Source organism: Brevundimonas pondensis, from assembly GCF_017487345.1.
Lineage (GTDB): Bacteria > Pseudomonadota > Alphaproteobacteria > Caulobacterales > Caulobacteraceae > Brevundimonas > Brevundimonas pondensis.
Genome location: NZ_CP062006.1, coordinates 1212782 through 1233135, shown reverse-complemented (window position 1 = coordinate 1233135; position 20354 = coordinate 1212782). Strand labels below are relative to the sequence as shown.

The 20354-nt window shown below is 67.0% G+C and carries 20 protein-coding genes; 6 read left to right on the top strand and 14 right to left on the bottom strand.

Annotated elements, in window-relative coordinates; all coding sequences use genetic code 11:
• Positions 1 to 2: 2 nt before the first annotated feature.
• The gene (locus tag IFE19_RS06210; RefSeq protein ID WP_225910431.1) at positions 3 to 773 is read left to right on the top strand and encodes an NAD kinase; all 771 of its coding nucleotides are present in this window, start codon (positions 3 to 5) and stop codon (positions 771 to 773) included.
• Positions 774 to 835: 62 nt separating this feature from the next.
• Complete coding sequence (locus IFE19_RS06205; protein ID WP_207826495.1) at positions 836 to 1309, top strand: Hpt domain-containing protein; 474 nt, start codon at positions 836 to 838, stop codon at positions 1307 to 1309.
• A 69-nt stretch (positions 1310 to 1378) separates the two neighbouring features.
• Here the strand turns inward: IFE19_RS06205 and IFE19_RS06200 are convergent, their stop codons facing one another.
• Together IFE19_RS06200 and IFE19_RS06195 are read right to left on the bottom strand one after the other, a co-directional pair.
• Positions 1379 to 2521: a DUF2336 domain-containing protein gene (locus tag IFE19_RS06200; RefSeq protein WP_207826494.1), complete on the bottom strand. Its 1143-nt coding sequence runs from the start codon at positions 2519 to 2521 to the stop codon at positions 1379 to 1381.
• A gap of 96 nt (positions 2522 to 2617) precedes the next feature.
• Positions 2618 to 3424: a transglycosylase SLT domain-containing protein gene (locus IFE19_RS06195; RefSeq protein ID WP_207826492.1), complete on the bottom strand. Its 807-nt coding sequence runs from the start codon at positions 3422 to 3424 to the stop codon at positions 2618 to 2620.
• 129 nt (positions 3425 to 3553) lie between these two features.
• Between IFE19_RS06195 and IFE19_RS06190 the strand changes: the two genes are divergently transcribed.
• A complete protein-coding gene (locus IFE19_RS06190; RefSeq protein ID WP_207826488.1) occupies positions 3554 to 4288 on the top strand; it encodes a TonB family protein in 735 nt (244 codons plus the stop codon).
• Between the two features lie 9 nt (positions 4289 to 4297).
• Here the strand turns inward: IFE19_RS06190 and IFE19_RS06185 are convergent, their stop codons facing one another.
• Together IFE19_RS06185 and IFE19_RS06180 are read right to left on the bottom strand one after the other, a co-directional pair.
• Positions 4298 to 5308: an NAD(P)/FAD-dependent oxidoreductase gene (locus tag IFE19_RS06185; protein WP_207826487.1), complete on the bottom strand. Its 1011-nt coding sequence runs from the start codon at positions 5306 to 5308 to the stop codon at positions 4298 to 4300.
• A gap of 48 nt (positions 5309 to 5356) precedes the next feature.
• Positions 5357 to 7207: a phosphoenolpyruvate carboxykinase (GTP) gene (locus tag IFE19_RS06180; protein WP_207826486.1), complete on the bottom strand. Its 1851-nt coding sequence runs from the start codon at positions 7205 to 7207 to the stop codon at positions 5357 to 5359.
• A gap of 215 nt (positions 7208 to 7422) precedes the next feature.
• On the opposite strand from IFE19_RS06180, the gene IFE19_RS06175 reads away from it, so the two are divergent.
• Entirely contained in the window at positions 7423 to 8049 is a 627-nt protein-coding gene (locus IFE19_RS06175) for a DUF938 domain-containing protein (protein WP_225910430.1), read from the top strand.
• 38 nt (positions 8050 to 8087) lie between these two features.
• Entirely contained in the window at positions 8088 to 8855 is a 768-nt protein-coding gene (locus IFE19_RS06170; RefSeq protein WP_207826484.1) for a pseudouridine synthase, read from the top strand.
• Here IFE19_RS06170 and IFE19_RS17840 read toward each other — a convergent pair whose 3' ends face one another.
• The 6 genes from IFE19_RS17840 to IFE19_RS06140 form a co-directional block, all read right to left on the bottom strand.
• Positions 8856 to 9620: an ATP12 family chaperone protein gene (locus tag IFE19_RS17840; protein ID WP_207826483.1), complete on the bottom strand. Its 765-nt coding sequence runs from the start codon at positions 9618 to 9620 to the stop codon at positions 8856 to 8858.
• 9 nt (positions 9621 to 9629) lie between these two features.
• Positions 9630 to 10307, bottom strand: coding sequence for an HAD-IA family hydrolase (locus IFE19_RS06160; protein ID WP_207826482.1), 678 nt, complete (start codon positions 10305 to 10307; stop codon positions 9630 to 9632).
• Positions 10304 to 11791 carry a 2OG-Fe(II) oxygenase family protein gene (locus IFE19_RS06155; RefSeq protein ID WP_207826481.1) on the bottom strand — a complete coding sequence of 496 codons (1488 nt, stop codon included), beginning with the start codon at positions 11789 to 11791 and terminating at the stop codon, positions 10304 to 10306. Before IFE19_RS06155 ends, IFE19_RS06160 begins: the two co-directional genes overlap by 4 nt.
• Complete coding sequence (locus IFE19_RS06150) at positions 11788 to 12783, bottom strand: RluA family pseudouridine synthase (protein ID WP_207826480.1); 996 nt, start codon at positions 12781 to 12783, stop codon at positions 11788 to 11790. The genes IFE19_RS06155 and IFE19_RS06150 overlap by 4 nt, the downstream gene beginning before the upstream one ends.
• On the bottom strand, positions 12780 to 13178 hold the full coding sequence (gene crcB, locus IFE19_RS06145) for a fluoride efflux transporter CrcB (RefSeq protein WP_207826479.1): 399 nt from the start codon (positions 13176 to 13178) through the stop codon (positions 12780 to 12782). Before crcB ends, IFE19_RS06150 begins: the two co-directional genes overlap by 4 nt.
• A 139-nt stretch (positions 13179 to 13317) precedes the next feature.
• Positions 13318 to 16308: a TonB-dependent receptor plug domain-containing protein gene (locus tag IFE19_RS06140; protein WP_318780467.1), complete on the bottom strand. Its 2991-nt coding sequence runs from the start codon at positions 16306 to 16308 to the stop codon at positions 13318 to 13320.
• A gap of 254 nt (positions 16309 to 16562) precedes the next feature.
• On the opposite strand from IFE19_RS06140, the gene IFE19_RS06135 reads away from it, so the two are divergent.
• Positions 16563 to 17099, top strand: coding sequence for a hypothetical protein (locus IFE19_RS06135; protein WP_207826473.1), 537 nt, complete (start codon positions 16563 to 16565; stop codon positions 17097 to 17099).
• Positions 17100 to 17154: 55 nt separating this feature from the next.
• Here the strand turns inward: IFE19_RS06135 and IFE19_RS06130 are convergent, their stop codons facing one another.
• The 4 genes from IFE19_RS06130 to IFE19_RS06115 all read right to left on the bottom strand — a co-directional run bounded on the left by IFE19_RS06130 (position 17155) and on the right by IFE19_RS06115 (position 20329).
• Positions 17155 to 17649 (bottom strand): CC0125/CC1285 family lipoprotein, encoded by a 495-nt coding sequence (locus IFE19_RS06130; RefSeq protein WP_207826471.1) that lies wholly within the window; start codon positions 17647 to 17649, stop codon positions 17155 to 17157.
• Positions 17650 to 17723: 74 nt separating this feature from the next.
• Entirely contained in the window at positions 17724 to 18452 is a 729-nt protein-coding gene (locus tag IFE19_RS06125) for an RluA family pseudouridine synthase (RefSeq protein WP_207826468.1), read from the bottom strand.
• Between the two features lie 11 nt (positions 18453 to 18463).
• A complete protein-coding gene (locus IFE19_RS06120) occupies positions 18464 to 18916 on the bottom strand; it encodes a hypothetical protein (RefSeq protein WP_207826467.1) in 453 nt (150 codons plus the stop codon).
• A 105-nt stretch (positions 18917 to 19021) separates the two neighbouring features.
• Entirely contained in the window at positions 19022 to 20329 is a 1308-nt protein-coding gene (locus IFE19_RS06115; protein ID WP_207826465.1) for a replication-associated recombination protein A, read from the bottom strand.
• Positions 20330 to 20354: the final 25 nt, after the last annotated feature.

The following is a 20354-nucleotide window of genomic DNA, read 5'->3' as shown; positions in this document are numbered from 1 at the left end:
CCGTGACCACCTCCCTCGCCCTCACCTTCGTCGCCAGCGACCGCCCCGAGGCGGAACGAGCCCGCCTGCGCCTGACCGAACGCTACGGCTCGGTTCCGGTGAGCGAGGCGGACGTCATCGTGGCCCTGGGCGGCGACGGCTTCATGCTGGAAACCCTGCACAACAACCTGCAGCTCCGCACCCCGGTTTATGGGATGAACCGCGGCTCGGTCGGCTTCCTGATGAACGACTATGATGAAGACGAGCTGCTGACCCGTCTGGCCGAGGCCGACCGCACCGTCATCCACCCCCTGCAGATGGACGCCTGGGTCGAGAGCGGCGAGGTCCACAGCGGCCTGGCCATCAACGAGGTCTCCTTGCTGCGCCAGACGCGCCAGACCGCCAAGCTGCGCGTCAGCATCAATGACAAGGTGCGGCTGGAGGAGCTCAGCTGCGACGGCTGCATGGTCGCCACGCCCGCCGGCTCGACCGCCTACAACCTGTCGGCTCACGGCCCCATCATCCCGCTGGATGCGCCCAGCCTCGCCCTGACACCGATCAGCGCCTTCCGCCCCCGGCGCTGGCGCGGTGCCCTGCTGTCGCACACGGCGCGCGTCCGCTTCGAGGTGCTGGAGCCCGACAAGCGCCCGGTCAGCGCCACCGCCGACAACTTCGAGGTCCGTCGCGTGACCCGGGTTGAGGTGCGCGAGCGCCGCGATATCAGCCTGACCATGCTGTTCGACGCGGGACGATCCTTCGAGGAACGCGTCATGGCCGAGCAGTTCGCCAGCTGAAACGTCACGGGTTTTTAAGGCTCAGCATCTAGACTCGGCTTCAAGAGTTCAGGAGCCGTATCGTGAGCAACCCTCCCCAGGTCATTCGCCCGCCCAACCCGCTGCGCGCCAAGGTCGGCGGCTTTGGCGGCATCGACGCCGACGCCATCGCCAAGGCCGAGGCGGCCCTCAAGGCCATGTCGGCCCAGTTCGGCCAGTGGCTGAACGACGAGATCGTCAAACTGGACCAGGCCCAGGCCGACATCCGCGCCAAGGGCTACACCCCGGAAACCGCCGAGGGTCTCTATTTCCGCGCCCACGACCTGAAGGGTCTAGGCGCCACCTACCAGTACCCTCTCGTCACCCGCATCGCCGGCTCCCTGTGCCGCATGATGGACGACGCCGACAAGCGGATGCAGGCGCCCGCCGCCCTGCTCGACGCCCACATCGACGCCATTCGCGCCGTGGTGCGGGACGAGATCCAAACGGATGAGCATCCGACCGGACGCGCCCTGGCGGAGACCCTGGAAGCCCGCGTCGCCGAACATCTGGCCTGACGCCAGGCCCAGATACGCGAAAGGCGCCCTCGATGCCGGGGGCGCCTTTTTTGTCGAACCATGCTCGCTTCAGGCGGCGCTGACCGCCGCTTCGACACCCTGGACCGGATGCTGATCCAGCCGCTCCAGCAGATAGGCCAGATCCTCACGCGAGGTGTTGGGGCGCTGGCTCAGGAAACGTTCCAGCATGCGTTGGCGGAAATCGTCGCTCGCGGTGTCGCCGCCTTCAGCCTGGAGAGCGCGCCAGGTGTCGACGCCGGCGCGAAATGCCTGGAACAGGCGCGGCGGCAGCCCGGCCCGGTCATAGATGGCCTTCAACCCCAGGGGGCCAGCGTCATGCACCATCAGCCAGGCGCGATGGTGCGGCGTACCGGCCAACTCCGCCAAGGCATGCTCGAACAGAGCCATCTGGCCCCGCGCCAGGGCCCGCAGCAACAAGGAAGCAGTCAGGGCTTTGCGAGCGTTCAGCCCGGCGACGAAAGCCGGCAGATCGTTGCTGACCCGCGCCTGATCCACCAGATCCACCGTCGCCCGTTCACGTGCGAAATGAGCGAACTGGATCGCCGTCTCGGGCGCCACCGCATGACGCGTCACAAGATGCTCACGCACCGCATCGCTGGCCAGAGCCACCAGCCGCTCGGTCACCGACAAAGGCAGAACCTGGCGATAGGCGATGGCCGAGACCACTTCCGAAGCCTCGCCGAAACGATCGATAGCCACGCCCAGGGCCGCTTCAGAGATGTCAGCATTGTCGTTTGCCGCCAGAGCGCGCACCGCTGACTGGCATCCCTCGGCCGCCAGGACCGTGGCGACGTCGCGTGGCACACGGTCACGCGCAGCCACGGCGTTCTGACGCACGGCCGAGCCGCTGCGGACGATCTCGATCAGGTCATCATCAGTGAAAACCGGCGAGCTGGCGATCATGGGCAAGGCCACGCTGTCGGCGTCAGCAACCAGACGACGCGCCACCTCCCGCGGCATCAGGTCGGAAGCTTTCAGCGTCACCGCCAGGGCGCGGCGCACCAGCTCGGCCGCGTCGTTGGCCATGACGGTCAGGATTTTCTGCGCGGCTTCTCGTTCGATGTCGTCCAGAGGCATCCGGTCGATGCTGCGGCACAGCTTGTGCGCCGCTGCGGCCCGCTCGTCTTCGGCGTCAGACTTGATCAGGCGCCGAATGTCGCTTTCCGTCAGTCGGGCGCGGTAGGCGGTCATGCGAGAGCTCGTGAGCTAGGCGGGCGAAGAATCAATCGTCACGCTTAGCTTTACATAGTTAACGCTCCGTTAGGAGTGCGTCGAAACCATGTTCACTCAGGCCGTGGTCGCCGGCGGCGGCGCAAAGGCGCCGCCAAAGCCGCTGCTCTTGCCCCCTTGGCCATCCTGACCCAACAGCAGGGCCAGCAGGCTCTGATCCTGCTTCAAACGGTCCAGGCGCGCCGCCAGAAGTCGGTCCTTCTCACTCAGATCCGGCGCCGTGACACTCTGGATCGAACCCGTGCTTGCCGCCGGCGCCCCCTCGCCTGCCGTGCGCTGCAGGTTGGCGTGCACCTCGGCCACCGTGGCGTGACGGCCGTTGCGATAGAAGATCGAGCGGTTGGCAGAGGCCGCGTCGGGGAACAGCGAGGCCGCGCTGGCGCCCGGCCGCGACTGCATGGCCTCCATCAGCTTGGCGGCGCCTGCTGGACCGAGAAAATGCGCGGCGTAGAGGTCGCCGGCGCCTGGCTCCTGCCCCGTTCGGCCACGCAGATAGGCGGCGTTGGAAGCCGTCAGCTCAGCCGCCATGGTCGAGGCGGCTTGAGGATCGAAGCGCAAGTCCAGCACCACATTGCGGGCCGAGCCCTGCACCCGCCAGCGGCCGTCGTCGCCGCGATGGATCAGGTCGGCGTACTGGCCGTATCCGTGCTTGGCGCCATGCTGCTTCACCGTGGCCAGCCAGGTCTGCTCGATGAACTGGAACAGGCCCGAGGCGGACGAGGTCGAGGCCCGCGCAGACGGGTTCATCGCACTCTCGCGGCGCGCCGTCTTCATCAGGAAATCGAAGTCCACGCCGGTCGTGCTGGACGCACGTCGGATGGCCGCCTCAACCCCGCCGGATGATGGAATCGCTCCTACGCTCATAGGGTGAACGGTCGCTAACCAAGGTTAATGAAAGCCTAATAAACAACCGCCGCAATAAAGCCGCAAGCTGAGCGCGACCATTGTTCCGTGGGCGCTGGGGAGGGCCGACGACAGGAGGCGTTGAAGGCCATGATGATCAGAACCGCGGGCGGCCCCGGACTGGTGAGCCCGATAGACTTTTCCGAGCGCAAGAAGCCGATTCCGCGCTGGATGTGGGCGGCCATCGGTGTGTCCGCCCTGGTCCATGTCGGCGTTGGGGTGTGGTTGTACAATCAGCGTTTTGAACTGGCGGATATTCCCGTCGAAAGCGAAGGCCCGGTGACGCGGATCGACATCCTGCCCATGCCCAAGCCGCCCGAACCGACCGTCGCGCCCAAGGCGCCGCCCGCGCCGACGCCGCCGATTCACCGCACGGAAAACGTCATCGCGTCCGATGTGAAGCCGCTGGTGGTTCCGATCGCGCCTGTCACCTCGACGGATACCGGGCCGGCGATCAACATCAGCGCACCCGCCAGCGAGCCCTCGACTGGGACGGCTGTCGCCGCCGACCCGGTGCGCACGCCCCCGGTCATCACCAACCCCGACTGGGTCAGAAAGCCATCGGCGGACCAGATGATGCGGGCCTATCCGTCAGCCGCTGAGGCGCGCGGCGTCAGCGGCGTCGCCAACCTGTCCTGCCTGGTGAAGGTCGACGGGAGCCTGACCGGCTGCTCGGTGTCGTCGGAAACGCCGGGCAATCAGGGCTTCGGGCGGGCGGCGCTGAGCCTGACGCGCTACTTCCGTCTCAGCCCCCGCACGGTGGACGGTCAGGCCGTCGACGGCGCCCGCGTCAGCATGGCCATTCGCTTCACCCTGCCCGAGTAGGCTCGAAAGCTAGGTGAAGCGACGGGGGGCGAGGGTCGGTTCTTTCGAGGACCGGCCCTCGACTTCGTCGGCCACCACCCTGGCGACCAGCGGCCCCAACAGCCAACCGTTGCGGCGCGGCCCCAGCGCCAGATGCAACCCCTGCCCCGCCGCGCCCGCCATCGGCAGGCCGTCGGGCGTGGCGCCGCGCACGCCGGCGCGCCAGTCGACCTGAAGCGGTCGCGGCGTCTGGCCCAGCACCGCCCAGGCCGCGCCCAGCATCTGCGCACACCGTTCGGGATCCGGCGTCAGCGACCGCTCGCCCGCTTCCATCGTGGCCCCGATGACGCAGCCCTGGCCCATCGGCGCGACATAGGCGCCGGGACCGCGCACGACGTGATCCACCAGCCCCTCGGCCACCAGACCGATCTGGCCCCGGATCGGGCTGATCAGGGCCAGCAGGCGGGTGGCGGCTTCCGGCAGGCCGTCCGGCGCCGCCTCCGCCCCGATCGCCAGCACCACCTGATCCGCCTCGACCGATCCCGCCGTGGTCTCGACATGCCAGCGCCCGTCCGTCCTCGACAAAGCCGTCGCGCGGCCCTCCAGCCTCCGAACGCCCTGCGTCAGAGCCGCCAGCGCCTGGGCCGGTTCGACCTTCCAGTCTTCCCGCGTGGTCAGCCGTCCAGCCTCGCGGTCGTAGACCTGTTCAAAGCCCAGGGCGGCTAACCGCCCGGCCAGAACCTCGACGTTCCCGCCGCGCCACTCGGCTGGATCGCGATCCAGCCTGACGCCGGTCGCCGCCGCGAAATCGACCCAGGCGTCGCGGGCGCGGCGCAGCAGGGCGGCGTGTTCGGGGCTCAGGTCGTCGACGGCGCTTTCCATCGCCGGCGCGATCATCCCCGCCGCCACCGCCGAGGCGTTCAACCCGCCAGGATCAACCACGGTCACGACATGGCCGCGCCGGGCCAATTCCGCCGCCGTGCACAGGCCCAGAACGCCCGCGCCGATCACTGCGATGTCTTGAGAATTGAAAAGGGGCACGGGCTGTCCTTCGACCTCCCGCGCCCCGATTTCAACCCGGCTTTTGTCCTACTCGGCGGCGAGCTTGGCCGCGCGGGCTTCTTCCAGACGCTTGGTCAGGGCCGTGTGCTGGCCCCACAGGGCCTTGGGCAGGCGGTCGCCGAACTTCTCGTAGAAGGCGGGGATCAGGGCCGCTTCCTCGGTCCAGACGTCGGCGTCGACGTCCAGCAGGATCTTCAGGTCGGCGTCCGACAGGGTCAGGCCCGACAGGTCCAGCGCCGCCTTGGTCGGCAGGCGGCCGACCGGGGTGTCCACGGCCTCGGCCTGACCATCCAGACGCTCGACGATCCACTTGAGCACGCGGGCGTTGTCGCCGAAGCCCGGCCAGACGAACTTGCCGTCCTCGTTCTTGCGGAACCAGTTGACGAAGAAGAGGCGCGGCAGCTTGGCCGCATCGGCCTTCTCGCCCATCTTCAGCCAGTGACCGAAGTAGTCGCCCATGTTGTAGCCGCAGAAGGGCAGCATGGCGAAGGGATCGCGGCGCAACTCGCCGACCTTGTTCTCGGCGGCGGCGGTGCCTTCGGAGGCCACGGTCGAACCCATGAAAACCCCGTGCTCCCAGTCGAAGGCTTCCGTCACCAGAGGCACGGCCGAGGCGCGACGGCCGCCGAACAGGATGGCGTCGATCGGCACGCCCGCCGGGTCTTCCCATTCGGGCGCGATGGCCGGGCACTGGCCGGCGGGGGCGGCGAAGCGGGCGTTCGGGTGAGCGGCGGGCTCGCCCGAGGCCGGATCGTGCGGCTGACCCTTCCAGTTGGTCAGGCCCGCAGGCGCCTCCTTGGTCAGGCCTTCCCACCAGACGTCGCCGTCAGCGGTCAGGGCGACGTTGGTGAAGATGGTGTTCTTCGCCAGGGTCTCGAGCGCGTTGTGGTTGGTGTTGCGGCTGGTGCCCGGCGCCACGCCGAAGAAGCCCGCTTCCGGGTTCACGGCGTACAGACGGCCGTCGTCGCCGAAGCGCATCCAGGCGATGTCGTCGCCGACCGTCTCGGCCTTCCAGCCGGCCAACGCCGGTTGCAGCATGGCCAGGTTGGTCTTGCCGCAGGCCGAGGGGAAGGCGGCGGCCACATACTTGGACACGCCCTCGGGGCTGGTCAGCTTGAGGATCAGCATATGCTCGGCCAGCCAGCCCTCGTCGCGGGCCATGATCGAGGCGATGCGCAGGGCGTAGCACTTCTTGCCCAGCAGTGCGTTGCCGCCGTAGCCCGAGCCATAGGACCAGATTTCGCGCGTTTCGGGGAAGTGGACGATCCACTTGTCGTCGTTGCAGGGCCAGGCCACGTCGGCCTGACCTTCAGCCAGCGGGGCGCCCAGGGTGTGAACGGCGGGGACGAAGACGCCGTCGGCGCCCAGCATGTCCAGCGCGCCCTTGCCCATGCGGGTCATGACGCCCATCGACACGGCCACATAGCCGCTGTCGGTGATCTCGACGCCCAGGGCGGAGATCTTGGAGCCCAGCGGGCCCATGCAGAAGGGCACCACATACATGGTGCGGCCCTTCATGCAGCCGTCGAACAGGCCATCCAGGCGGTCGCGCATTTCAACGGGGTCGGACCAGTTGTTGGTCGGGCCGGCATCGGCCTCGTCTTCCGAGCAGATGAAGGTGCGGCTCTCCACGCGGGCCACGTCCTTGGGGTCCGAAGCGGCGTAGTAGCAGCCGGGGCGCTTGGCCTGGTCCAGTTCCTTCAGCGTACCCTTGCCGATCAGGTCGGCGATGATGGCCGATTTCTCGGCTTCAGAGCCGTCACACCAGTGAACCCGGTCCGGCTTGGTCAGGGCCGCAATCTGGGCGACCCAGCTGACCAGGCCCTTGTGTTCGGTGGGCGCCGGATAGAGTCCGGGAATCGATACGTCTGCAGTCACAGTTATGGTCTCCTGAACCGGGCCGCCCGACGATCTGACGCCGTCGTGACGAGTCGGGCGCCGATCACGCCCTGTTACAGGCGCAATGCCACCAGAGGCGACGCAAGGTCAACCGTTGCCGGAATTCACCCTGCTCGGAATAAAATTGCTGCGTCGCAGCATGCTTTCCGGTCGCCCGTCGCGTCGTGCGGCGATAACACGGTCAGATGCGCACCATGGACACCCTGACCGCCCGTCCTGACGGGGCCCTGGCCTCCCCGGCCTCGCTTCGCAACGCGGAGTCGATCCTGCGCCTGCTACGCGCCCATCTGCCGAAAAGCGGTCGGGTTCTGGAAATCGCCGCCGGCTCGGGCCAGCACGCCGTCTTCTTTTCCGGCGCCCTGCCGGGCCTGGACTGGACGCCCAGCGACCCCAGCGCGGACGCGCGCGCCAGCATCGCCGCCTGGGCCGCCGAGGGGGGAACGGATCGCCTTCAACCGCCGCTAGCGCTGGACTGCCTGGACGAAACGACCTGGCCCGCAGACGGCTTCGACGCTGTGGTCTGCATCAACATGGTCCACATCAGCCCCTGGGCGGCGACCGAAGGCCTGATGAAACTGGCCGAACGCGCCCTGCCCCGGCCTGGCGGCCTGCTGTATCTTTATGGCCCCTATCGAGAAGCCGAGGTTCCTCTGGCGCCGTCGAACGAAGCCTTCGACACCAGTCTGAAATCCCGCGATGCGGCCTGGGGCCTGCGTGACCGGGACACGGTCGTCGCCCTGGCCCGATCGCATGGTCTGGCGCTGACCCTGCGCACGGAAATGCCCGCCAACAACATCAGCTTGCTGTTCCGCCGGGTCTGAAGCTTGCCGCGACACCGTGCAGACCTCTACAGAGCCGCATGGCTTTCACTCGCACCTATGACGGCCCAGAGCCGGTCCGCATCAACAAGTGGCTGGGCCAGACCGGCGTCTGCTCGCGACGCGAGGCCGAGGCCCTGATCGCCGCCGGCATGGTCAGCATCGACGGCGAGAGCGTCACCGACGCGGGCCGCAAGATCGAACCGGGTCAGACCCTGACTTTGAACGACCGGGGCGAGGCCGCCCTGGCGTCCGGCGTCACCATCCTGATCCACAAGCCGCTGGGCTATGTCTCGGGCCAGCCCGAGCCGGACAAGATCCCGGCCGTGCGCCTGCTGACCGAGGCCAACCGCGTCGGCGACGGCGCCGTCCCCGCCGAGGACGCCTCCCTGCCCCCCATCGGCCGTCTGGACGAGGATTCGCGCGGTCTGCTGCTGCTGTCGTCGGACGGCGTGGTGGCCAAGGCCGTGATCGGGCCGCAGTCGCACCTGGACAAGGAATACCTGGTCCGCGTGGTGGGCGACGTAACCGAGAAGAAACTGGCCCTGCTGCGCCGCGGCCTGATGCTGGACGGGCGCATCCTGAAATACGCCCGGGTGTCGCGCATGGAGCAGAACCGCCTGCGCTTCATCCTGACCGAGGGCCGCAACCGTCAGATCCGCCGCATGTGCGAGATGGTCGACCTGGAGGTCACGGACCTGCTGCGCATCCGCGTCGGCCCGATCCACCTGAACAACCTGCCCGAAGGCAGTTGGCGGATGATCACGTCCGAGGAGCGCGAAGCCCTGATCAGCGGCTCGGCGGGCTGATCAGGCCCGCAGCGCCTCGAACCACCGCTGCAACAGGGTCGCCTCGTCGCGATGGGCGGCCACGCGGGCGGCGGCTTCCTCGTCCACGCCCCAGCGTTCCTCGGTGAAGGCCTCGTCCAGACGCGACAGGTCCAGCGCCTCCGCGCCCGACAGGGCCCCGCGCTGCACCGCCAGACCCAGCACCGCCGACCCCAACAGGGGCACCGCCGTCGCCAGCCCGGTCAGGGCATGGTCGTCCATCTCCAGGGCCAAGGCCTTGACCCGCTCCAGCGCCTCGGGCGACTGCGCCCGGTGTACGATGCCCTCGGCGGCATGCAGGGTCACGCCCAGTTCACGCGCCGCCCAGTCGCGCCACGGTCCCCACTCGGCCTGCTGACGTTCAATCAGGGCCGCCGGATGTTCGGCCAGGTAGCACAGGACATCCGACCCGGCGTAGGCGGCGATCTCGGCGGCCACCGGCTCGCGCGTCTGGCTGACCCGGTCGATGGCGGTCGAGGCCAGGCGGGTGGCGGGCATGGTTCCGGGAACCAAGAATTCACCCTGCGCCGCCCATTCATCCGCGACCAGCCGCGCGGCGGCCTCGGTCGGCAGGGTCAGGGTGTTTCCCGCCGGAGTCTTGGGCGTGCGGCCGTCCAGGCGCACGGTCCAGCCGCCTTCGTCTTTCGAGACGTCAACGACCGTCCAGAAGCGTTTGATGCGCTCCTCGGATTCGCGGAAACCCTTGCGGGCGGCGACATTGGGATCAAGCGGCGGAATGTGGGACATGACGGTCTTCTAAGCAGCGATAGCGGTTGAGGCGAAGCGGTCCAGCGCCGCCTCCAGATCGGGGCAGTCGACGGCGACGTGATGCGCGCCCGCCGCCATCTGTTCCCCATGGGTATGGAAACCCCAGCCGACGCCCAGAGGATGCACGCCGGCGTTCAGGGCCATCAGGATGTCGTGGCTGGTGTCGCCGATCATGACGGTAGAGGCGGCGTCGGCTCCACAGGCGGTCATGGCGGCGAACAGCATGGCCGGATCGGGTTTGCCCGGACCATCGGCGGAGCAGTGGCTGGACAGGAAAAGCGTGCTCCATTCCGGCCGCGCCAGATTGCGAGCCACGCCGCGTCGGTTCTGCCCCGTCGCCAGCGACAACCGCCAGCCGTCGCGCTTCAGACGACGCAGGGTGTCCATGACGCCGGGATAGAGAGGCTCTTCGTGGCCGGCGTCGTACATGGCGCGGAAGCTGGCCTGAAAGGCGGCGACAAAGTCCGCCAACTCCGCCAGCGTCAACCCGGGCTCCAGCACGTGTAGCGCCTTGTCCAGCGTCAGCCCGACAATCTGGCGCACCCGGTCATAGGAGGGCTCGGCCAGGCCCAGCTCGCGCGCAGCTTCGCAGCAGGCGCGGTGGATCGAGGCCCGGCTGTCCACCAGGGTCCCATCGATATCGAAGACGGCAAGCGGGCGGGTCATGCGGGAACCACGTCAAAGGCGATGGTCAGGCGGGTCTCCTCACCAGAGAACGGCACGGTCCCGTGCCACATATAGGACGGAAACAGCACCAGCTTGCCCGGTTCCGGCTTCTCGTAGTGTTCAGGCGGCGTGGGCGTGGCGCAGACGAACGGCGGCGCGCCAAAGCCGATCCAACCCTCTCGACCGCCCGCCTCCACCGCCGTCGGCAGATCGATATAGCAGGCCGAGGACAGCCAGCCTTCGGGGTGGACGTGCGGCGCATGATAGCCGCCGGGGACCAACTGCACCGACCAGCAGCCCACGATGCGATAGGCGCCGGTGTTGCGCCGCCGCAAGGGATCATCGCCGTTCCCCAGCCGCTCCAGATAACGCCCGATCGGACCATCGATGGCGCTGAAAAAGGCGCGAATGGCGGGATCCTCGCTGGCCCGCAGATCGACATGGGTCTGCGTCCCGTGCCGCAGACTTTGGCCCACGGGATGCGTCTGGAACGTGTGCAGCCGGCGCAACGCAGCCGCGAGATCGTCGAGATAGGTGATCAGATCAGACCAGCCCTCCGGCGTATCAATGACCTGGCCTTGCACGAAAGCCTCGTAGTCATTCAACGCCGGGCCGTCCGACGCGCCTGATAACCGCTCAAACGTGGCCTTCAGCGACAGCCAGTTCTGATCCTCTGCCGGCTCGTCGGTCCCGGCGAGCAGAACAGCGGCCTGATCCAGTTCGCCCCGCGCCAGTCTGATCTCGGCCAGCTTCAAGGCCACAAACGGGTGGCCCGGCGCGGCGGCCGCGGCCGCAAGTGCATGATCGAGCGCCAGATCCCGATCGAACGACAGGGCGGCGGAGGCGGCGGCCAGATCAAGGGCTGGATCACGGCGCGTTTCGCCTTCAACCAGCGCGCTCCACACCTCGCGCGGCGTCGAGCCCGTGTAGTCCATCAGTAGACCCAACAGACAGCGCACCCCGCTGTCGCCGGGTGCACGATCCAGCGCCTCGCGAACCGGCGCCAGGGCACGCGTGGCGTCGGCGGTTCGCATCCAGATCAGTTGCGCCAATTCACGCAGGGCTTCGACATGGGTCGGACGACGCGACACTGCCTGACGATAGGCCTGTTCCGCGTCGTCGCCCTTCTCCTGCCCTGCCAGCGACCGAGCCAGCACCAGCCAGGTTTCCGGCGCGTCACCGCCCTTGGCGAAAGCGCGACGGACTGCGGCCTCGGCCTCAACGTGTCGATGCATGTCGCCCAGGAGCGCCGCCAGATTATGCTCCGACACACTGCTAGTCGGTCGAGCCTTCACCTGGGCGAAGCGCAACGCCAGAGCTTCGTCCAAACGCCCCAGTTGCTTGAGAAGGTCAGCCTGCAAAGGCCAGGTCGCCGCCGCATCCGGCGCCACGCGCAACGCGGCCAGAGCCTCATCAAGGCGGCCAGCAGCAATCAAACGGTCGATGGCCGCGCGCTCAGGGCTGGAACGACCGTCATGGCTCATCGCTGGCGCTTGACCCCTTCGAAGGGGTCCACGTCGCTTTCATCCTCGGAGAAACCGAAGTGGGCGAAGCCAGCCTTCATTTCAGGACTCAGCGGCGCCTCGACGATCAACTTGCCGCCGCGCGGATGGTCCAGCTCGATCCGGCGGGCGTGCAGTTGCAGCTTCAGCACGCCGGACAGCTCGCGCGACTTCTCGTCCCCATACTTGGGATCGCCCAGGATGGGGTGGCCTATGGCGGCCATGTGGGCGCGCAGCTGGTGCGTGCGACCAGTGAATGGACGCAGCGCCATCCAGGCCGCGCGGTGGGCGGCACGGCTGATGGTGGCGAAGGCGGTCTCGGCCGGCTCGCCCTTGGGGTCCTTGGGTTCGGCGGGACGCATCATCTCGAAGTCGTTGATGCCGGTCTTCTTCAGCGCCATGTCGATCTGACCGTGCGTCGGCTTGGGGTTGCCGATGACGATGGCCCAATAGGTCTTCTTGGCCTGACGCCGGGCGAAAGCCCCGGCCAGACGCTTGGCCGCCTCGGGCCCCTTGCCCAGCAGCAGCACGCCCGAGGTGTCGCGGTCCAGACGGTGGACCAGACGCGGCCGGTCCATCCCCTCGCCCCAGGCCGACAGCAGACGGTCGACGTGCTTGGTCGTCTTGGTGCCACCCTGCACGGCCAGGCCGTGCGGCTTGTTCAGGGCGATGACCATGTCGTCTTCATAGAGGACCAGCGACTTGGCGTAGGCCACGTCGCGCTCGGTCAGTTCATGCAGGTCGCCCGGCTTGCGCGGATTGGCTTCGGGCAGAGGCGGCACGCGCACGGCGGCCCCGGCGGTCAGACGATCCTGCGGCTTGACCCGCGAACCATCGACGCGGATCTGGCCGCTGCGGGCCATCTTCTCGACCTGGATGTGAGTCAGATGCGGCCAGCGGCGCTTGAACCACCGGTCCAGGCGGATGTCGTGCTCGTCTTCGGCGACGTAGAGGGTCTGGACTTCGCGGCTCATGCGCCCACTCCGGTAAACAGTTTGCGCGCGATCATCAGGCCGACGAACAGGGCGGCGATGGAAACAACCACCGAACCCGCCACATAGACGAAAGCCGTGGCCAGTTCACGGCGTTCGATCATCAGCGCCGCTTCCAGCGAAAAGGCCGAAAAGGTGGTGAAGCCGCCCAGCAGGCCAACGGCGGCGAACAGACGGATGCTCTCCTGCCCCGCGCCCGCCTTCAGCGCCAGCCACCCGGCCAACAGCCCCATCAGCAGGCCGCCGGTGATATTGGCGGTCATGGTCGCCCATGGCCACGCTGCGCCCGGCGCGAACCGCCCGACCGTCAGACCCAGCCCATAGCGGGCCATGGCCCCCAGGGCGCCGCCGGCGGCGACAAGAAGAATTTGCATCATGCCGGGCTTCTACACCGCGTGGTCAGGTTTGGCGAAAATCATGCAGGCGATGGAGAAACCCGCTCCGGCTCGGCGGCTCCCCGGAATCAAAAAGGGCGGCGGGTCGAAACCCGCCGCCCTCTCTTGAAACTGACCGGGCTTAGAAGCGCGCGGTCAGGCCGACGTAGTAGCGGCGGCCGAGCACGTCGTAGGTCGACGGATCGGTGTTGGCCTGAACGCCCGGCGAATAGGTCCGGGGATCTTCGTCGGTCAGGTTGTTCACGCCTGCACGCAGGACGACCGTATCGTTGACCGCCCACGACCCGTTCAGGTCGAAGTAGTGCAGCGGCTCCAGCACCGTGGTGGTGCCGAACTGGGTCATCTCACCCACGCGACGCCAACGGACGCCGGCGCCAAACGCCCCCATCGACCAGTTCAGCGACGACAGCATCTTCCACTCGGGGAAGGTGTTGCCGAAGACGCTGTCAATGGTGCCCGTGCGGTTGATGAACGGACCGCCAGCGGTGTCCTGGCGCTGCCAGTCGCTCAGCCAGCCAACGACGACGTTGGCGCTCAGCGCACCCCAATCGGGCAGACCGGCGTCAGCCAGTTGCACGCGCCAGTCGAACTGGGCATCGACGCCCGAGGTCTTCAGCGTGGCCAGGTTCTGGTTCAGCTCGCGGGCCTGCGTCACGTTGCCGGTCAGCGGGTCACGCGCGAACAGCTGGCAGTAGCCGTTGTTCGGATCGTAGGTCGGGTTTTGACCTTGAGCGTTGTAGCAGCCCTGCAGCTGGGCCGCAGCGCCGACGGTGCCGATCACGTTGGTGATCTCGATGTTGTAGTAGTCGATCGAGGCCGAGAAGCCCGACAGCAGCGGGTGCTGGAAGCGCGACTGATAGACGAGACCGGCCGACCAGGTGTCCGCGGTTTCTTCTTCCAGGTTCACGTTGCCGCCCGTGATGCCCGACACCTGGTTGTTGCCGAACTGGTAGCTGTCGATCGAAGCCGACGAGATGCCTTGAGCCAGGCAGAGATCCCGGACCTTGGCGGCGTTGGCGCCGTTGCGGTAGCTGCTGCGAATATCGCAGGGGTCGCCCGACAGGCCCGTAGCCGAAGGCGTACCGACCGAGGGGAAGCTGGTGTTGGTCGGCGCGAACAGTTCGCCGATCGACGGAGCACGAACGGCGCGGTTGGCGCCGCCGCGGAAGCGCAGACCGTCCACGATCTGCCATTCCACGTCAGCCTTGTAGGCCGAAACGCCGCCGATCGTGTTGTAGTCCGAGTAGCGGTAGCCCAGCGTCAGGTCGAGCTGCTGGATGAACGGCAGGTCAGCCAGAACCGGCACCAGAACTTCGGCGAACACTTCCTTGGAGTTCGTCGAGCCGCTCAGAGCCTGCGAGGGGTTGAAGCCAGCGATTTCCGAACCACCGTTGGAACCGCCGTCCGGACGGGCCACGACAGGGTTGCTCTGGGCCAGCGAGGCGTCCGGACGGAAGGCGTAGTTGTCCTGACGATATTGCACGCCGAAGGCGCCGCGAACTTCACCCGCCGGAAGCGTGAACAGCTGGCCTTGCAGCGAGCCTTCAACGACCGTCTGCTCCGACACGGTGGTGTTTTGACCCGTGCGCGAAATATAGGCCACGCACGACGGCGACAGGTTGGATTCGCCGAACGGGTTGAAACCGCCGGCGCAGAGGCTGGCGCCGCCGTCGGGCGCATCCAGCAGACGCTGAACCGCCGAGCGCGACACGTTGCCCATCTGGGTGGTGGTGTTGTCGACGCGGCCGTACTGGGCGTAGACGTCATAGGTCCAGCGGCTTTGCGGCACTTCACCACGAATGCCGGTCGTCAGCTGATAGACGTTATACCGATCGTTGCCGATCCGGCCGCCGACTTCGGTGAAACGCTTGTTCAGCAGGAACGAGCTGTTCGGATTCGGACGCGAGTTCAGGAAGGAACGCAGCGTCGCGCCGATGAAGGGGTTGGTCGAGGGGACGCGGAAGCCCGTGCCAGGAACGTTGTTCGCGGCGGGCGTGGCGGCCAGTTCCTGCTGCGCTTCGTACTGCGTGAACAGCAGGTTCGAATAGACCTCGGCATTGTCGTTGATCGTGTAACGACCACCGGCATAGGCGCTCCAGCGATCCAGCGGCAGTTGCAGCGAGTTCAGAGCGCCGGTGTTGAAGGCATAGGTGCCCACGCCAGGCTGAGCGAAGCCATCATAGGTGATGCCGCCCGGGCTCTTGAAGTTACGCGTCAGCACATAGCTGAACAGCGAGCCGTCGTTGTTGAAACCGAACTGGCTCGAGTTACCGATGCAAGGCGCCGTCGGGTTGGTGCCCGTCGGGCAGACGGTCGGGGTGCCGAAATAGCCGTTGACGAAGGCCTGCGTGGGCAGGTTGTTGGCGTCGAACGTGGTCGAGCCCAGCGGCGTGGTGCCCGAAGCGCCCGAGATCGAGGACCAGTCACGAGCACCGTTGTAGATCTGGGCGCGGGTCGAACGGCTCAGCGACAGGACCATGTTGCCCCGGTCGTCGGCGAAGTTGCCGCCGACAGTCAGCGAGTAGCTCTCGGTCGTTCCGTCGCTGCGATCGGTTTCACCGTACTGGACGTCGACCTGAACGCCTTCGAAGCTGTCGTTCAGGATGAAGTTGGCCACGCCGGCCAGAGCGTCCGAACCATAGGCCGCCGAGGCGCCGCCGGAAATGACTTCGATGTTCTTGATCAGGGCGGTGGGCAGGATGTTGACGTCAACCACGCCACTGGCGTTCGACGGCACGACGCGACGGCCGTTCATCAGCACCAGGGTGCGAGCCGTGCCCAGACCGCGGAGGTTCAGGTTGGCCTGACCGCCGTTCGAGGGGTTGTTCGAGGTCGAGCTGATCGACGGCACGAACTGCGGCATGTCGTTCAGCAGGCTGTCGATCGTGACCGAACCCGTCGCCTGGAAGTCCTGGGTGTCGACCGTCACGATCGGGCTGGTCGATTGATAGTCCTGGCGCGCAATCCGCGAACCGGTGACGACGATTTCGCCGACCTGGGTCGTCTGCTCTTCAGCAGTCTGGGACTGGGCCATGGCCGGCGCGGCGAGGCCCGCCAGCGCAAAGCCGGCGATCATCGTCGTGGCCAGAAGCCGCTCACGTTTGTTGGTCAAGTTTAACCCTCTCCTGACGAAGGACGATAAAGCAAAGGTTCCTGCTACCGCCCGGAATTCTGATGGGAACCAAGTCCTAGACTCGCCCATCAATAGGCAGACGGATTACGACAAGCAGTCCAATTTACGCCACGAAATTACTTAGCTGTAAAAACATGGCGCCCCATATGTCGCAAAGTAGACACGCTTTAACGACAGGTTGCGCAAGGTAAACTTGAAGCGCCATTCGCCGGATTATCGACAAGGAACACCACATGAACGCCGTTACGAGAAAAATTCTCGTCGCATCCGGACTGTTTTTTGCGGTTTCGCTGCATACAGATCAAGGTTATGCGCAGAGCGCGAGCTCGCCGACGGCCCCGGCGATGCAACGGCTGCTCGACTGCCGCTCATTGGCCGAAACCAGCACGCGGCTCGCCTGCTACGATGCAGCAGCTGATTCCTTGCGCCTCGCCGAACAGACGGGAGAAATCGTCGTTGTCGAGCGGCGGCGCGTGCTGGAGACGAACCGCGCGCTTTTCGGCTTCGCCCTGCCAGACGTATCCAGCCTTCTGGGCGGCGAACGCAGCCAGCTGGACGAGGTCGAAACCACCCTGGAACGGGCCTCCTACGTCGCCGGCGCAGGCTGGACCTTCTATCTCGCCGATGGATCAACCTGGCGTCAGATCGACACCACGCCTCTACAGTTCCGCGCTTCCGCGGGTCTGCCCGTCAAAATCCGTCGGGCCGCCATGGGCAGCTATATGCTCAAGGTCGCCAACAACCCCGCCGTCCGGGCCAAGCGTCAGTAATCGCGGCAGCCATCCGCCCGCCGCCCGGCCTTCTCGAGCTCGCGCCTTCGTGCGGCTATAGCCGCGACCGGATCGCGTCCTGAACCCGGCGCGCGTCATAAGCGTCGGGCCGATCCGGCTTGGCGCCGCGTCCCATGACGATCTCGAGCGTGGTCGAGGTCGGCTGCGGCCCGCTGAGATCGAAGCCCAGGCCGACACCGACGCCCGATGAGCGATAGCCGCCGTACCGGCTGGACCCCGCCCCAATCGAGACGCTGGGGCGCACGCCGCCGGCGCTGTCGGGACGGCCGTCGATCCAGCGCTGCGTCACCTCGAACCAGTCATAGCCCTGATCCACGGTCAGTTGCCCCGCGCGAAACAGGGCGCGATCGACCACCGGGCCGGCTGCGCCGACGCCGTTGTAGGTGACGCGGAAACGGTTGGATTCGATCTGCTGCTCGCTGAACCCCTGCCCCCGCGCCGATTGCTGCGGGCCATAGGGGGCCAGGCTGGCGCAGGCGCTCAGCGCCAGAGCCGAAACCGCGATCAGGCCGAAGGTCAGACGTTTCATGCCGTTCTCCCTGCCCGATTAGCGCCGGGCCCGTCGGGATGTTCCGCCGTGAAGCTGAACAGAGGCTGAACCGGCTAGAGCCCCGCCGCCGCTTTCAAGGCGGCAAAATCCTCGGGCGGAGCCGCTTCCAGCGTCACGCGCTCGCCGCCTTCGGGGTGCGGGAAGGACAGTCTGGCCGCGTGCAGCATCAGGCGCGGAGCGCCGCGACCGGCGAAGGTCAGCGCGCCGCCATAGCGCACGTCGCCAACCAGTGGCCGACCGATCGAGGCCATATGGACCCGCAGCTGGTGCATCCGCCCCGTCTCGGGCGACAACTCGACCAAAGCGCCATCCTCGCTGGCGGCCAGGGTGCGATAGCCGCTGACGGCGCCCTGCGCGCCCGGGGCGTCGAACTCGACCACCCGCATATAGGATTCACGCCCGATCTCTTCACGGCGCAGGGCGGCGGTGATGCGACCCGACTTCGGCTCGGGAGCCGAGGACACCAGGGCCAGATAGGTCTTCTGGAAGCGGCGCATCTGCATGGCCTTGCCCAGGAACCCGGCGGCGGGCTTGGTCTTGGCCGCCAGGATGACGCCCGAGGTGTCGCGGTCCAGCCGGTGCACCAGCTCAGGCCGCTTGCCGTTTGAGCGCGCAAAGGCCCACAGAAGGTCGTCCAGGGTATGGGCCTGGATGCGTCCGCCCTGGCTCGACAGGCCGGACGGCTTGTTGAAGGCGATGATGTGCGCGTCCTCGTGGATGACCCACGAACGGACGGCGGCGATGTCTTCTTCGGTCAGGGAAGCGGGCTGGCGGGTTTTCACCCGCCGAGCCTTTAGCGGAGGACGCCCTTCTTCGCCATGGTCCAAGCGTACCAGAGCAGCAACAGGGCGATGACCACGATGCCATAGGGCATCCATTCCATCATCTTCACCGCCTCCGGCAGCGGCGGCGGCGGATTGAGCGCCTTCTGATAGATCAGACTGACCACCGCCCCGATCAGGGAGACGGCGTAGGCGGGGACCGCCCAACGGCTGCGCGCCAGCAAGAGCAACGACCCCAGAACCGCGCCCCAGACCCCCATGATCCACGGCGCATACATCCACGTCGGCATGGCGGTGAAATAGGCGATCATGGCGTCGTCAAAGCCGGACGCCCGCATATAGGCCTCGCCCCGCGTCGTGGTCTGGATGAAGTCGAACGCGCCATAGCCGTTCCAGGCCAGTGACAGCAGGCCTACCAGCCACAGATGCCAGGGCGTCGCCGCCCGTCGTGCGATATCGGTCATTGTTCCCTCCCCAGGTTGCCGATGAGGGACAGGCTAAGCCCGAACGGCCATGCTTAACAATGAACGGCGATCACTCTGCCTTTCCTCCCCATGAGGAGGAAAGACTCAGCCTTCCCTCTGCGCCCGTTCCCGCAAGGCCGCCCAGCGTTCCAGTCGCGCCTTGACCTTCTCTTCGTGGCCCTCGCCTTTCGGCTTGTAGAAGGTGCGGCGTTCCATCTCGTCGGGGAAGAAGTTGGCGCCGGAAAAGCCCTCGGGCGTGTCGGGATCGTACTGGTACCCCTTGCCGTAGCCGAGCTGTTTCATCAGCTTGGTCGGGGCGTTGCGGATATGGGCGGGCGGCATCAGGGAGCCGGTCTCATGCGCCGCCTTCTTCGCCGCCTTGAAGGCCTCATAGACCCCCACCGACTTGGGCGCCGTGGCCAGATGGACCACCGCCTGGGCCAGGGCTAGTTCGCCTTCGGGGCTGCCGAGGAAGTCGTAGGTGTCCTTGGCGGCGTTGGCGACCAGGATGGACAGGGGATCGGCCTGTCCGATGTCCTCGACCGCCATCCGCACGATCCGCCGCGCCAGATAGAGCGGGTCCTCGCCCCCGTTCAGCATCCGCGCCAGCCAGTAGAGGGCCGCGTCCGGGTCCGATCCGCGCACCGACTTATGCAGGGCGGATATGAGGTTGTAGTGCTCCTCGCGCGACTTGTCGTAGGCGGGCGCGCGTTTCTGAAGCACGCCGGCCAGGCCCTGAACGTCCAGCAACTCGCCCTCGGGCAGGTCGAACAGAACCTCGGACATGGTCAGCAGATAGCGGCCGTCGCCATCGGCCAGGGCCAGCATGGCCTGACGCGCCTCGGACGTCAGCGGCAGAGGCCGCTCCATCAGGGCCGCCGCCCGGTCCAACAGTTGATCCAGCGCCGCATCGTCCAGACGCTTCAGCACATAGACTTGGCTCCGCGACAGCAGCGCCCCGTTCAGCTCGAAGCTCGGGTTCTCGGTCGTGGCGCCGACCAGGGTGACGATCCCTTCCTCGACGAAGGGCAGGAAGCCGTCCTGCTGGGCGCGGTTGAAGCGGTGGATCTCGTCCACGAACAGCAGGGTCTGCTGACCCGCGGCGCGGCGCATCCGCGCGGCCTCGAACGCCTTCTTCAGGTCGGCGACGCCCGAGAAGACGGCGCTGATCGACTGGTATTCATAGCCCGCCGCCTTGGCCAGAAGCCGGGCGATGGTGGTCTTGCCGGTCCCCGGCGGCCCCCACAGGATCATGGAGCCCAGACGCCCGGCCTCGATCATGCGGCGGATCGGCCCGCCCTCGCCCAGCAGATGGTCCTGGCCCACCACCTGCTCCAGCGTCTGCGGGCGCAGACGGTCGGCCAAGGGGGCGTCAGGGGCGTGGATGCCGGCGGCTTCAAACAGGTCAGTCATGGAACAGCCTAGATAGGCGTTCGTT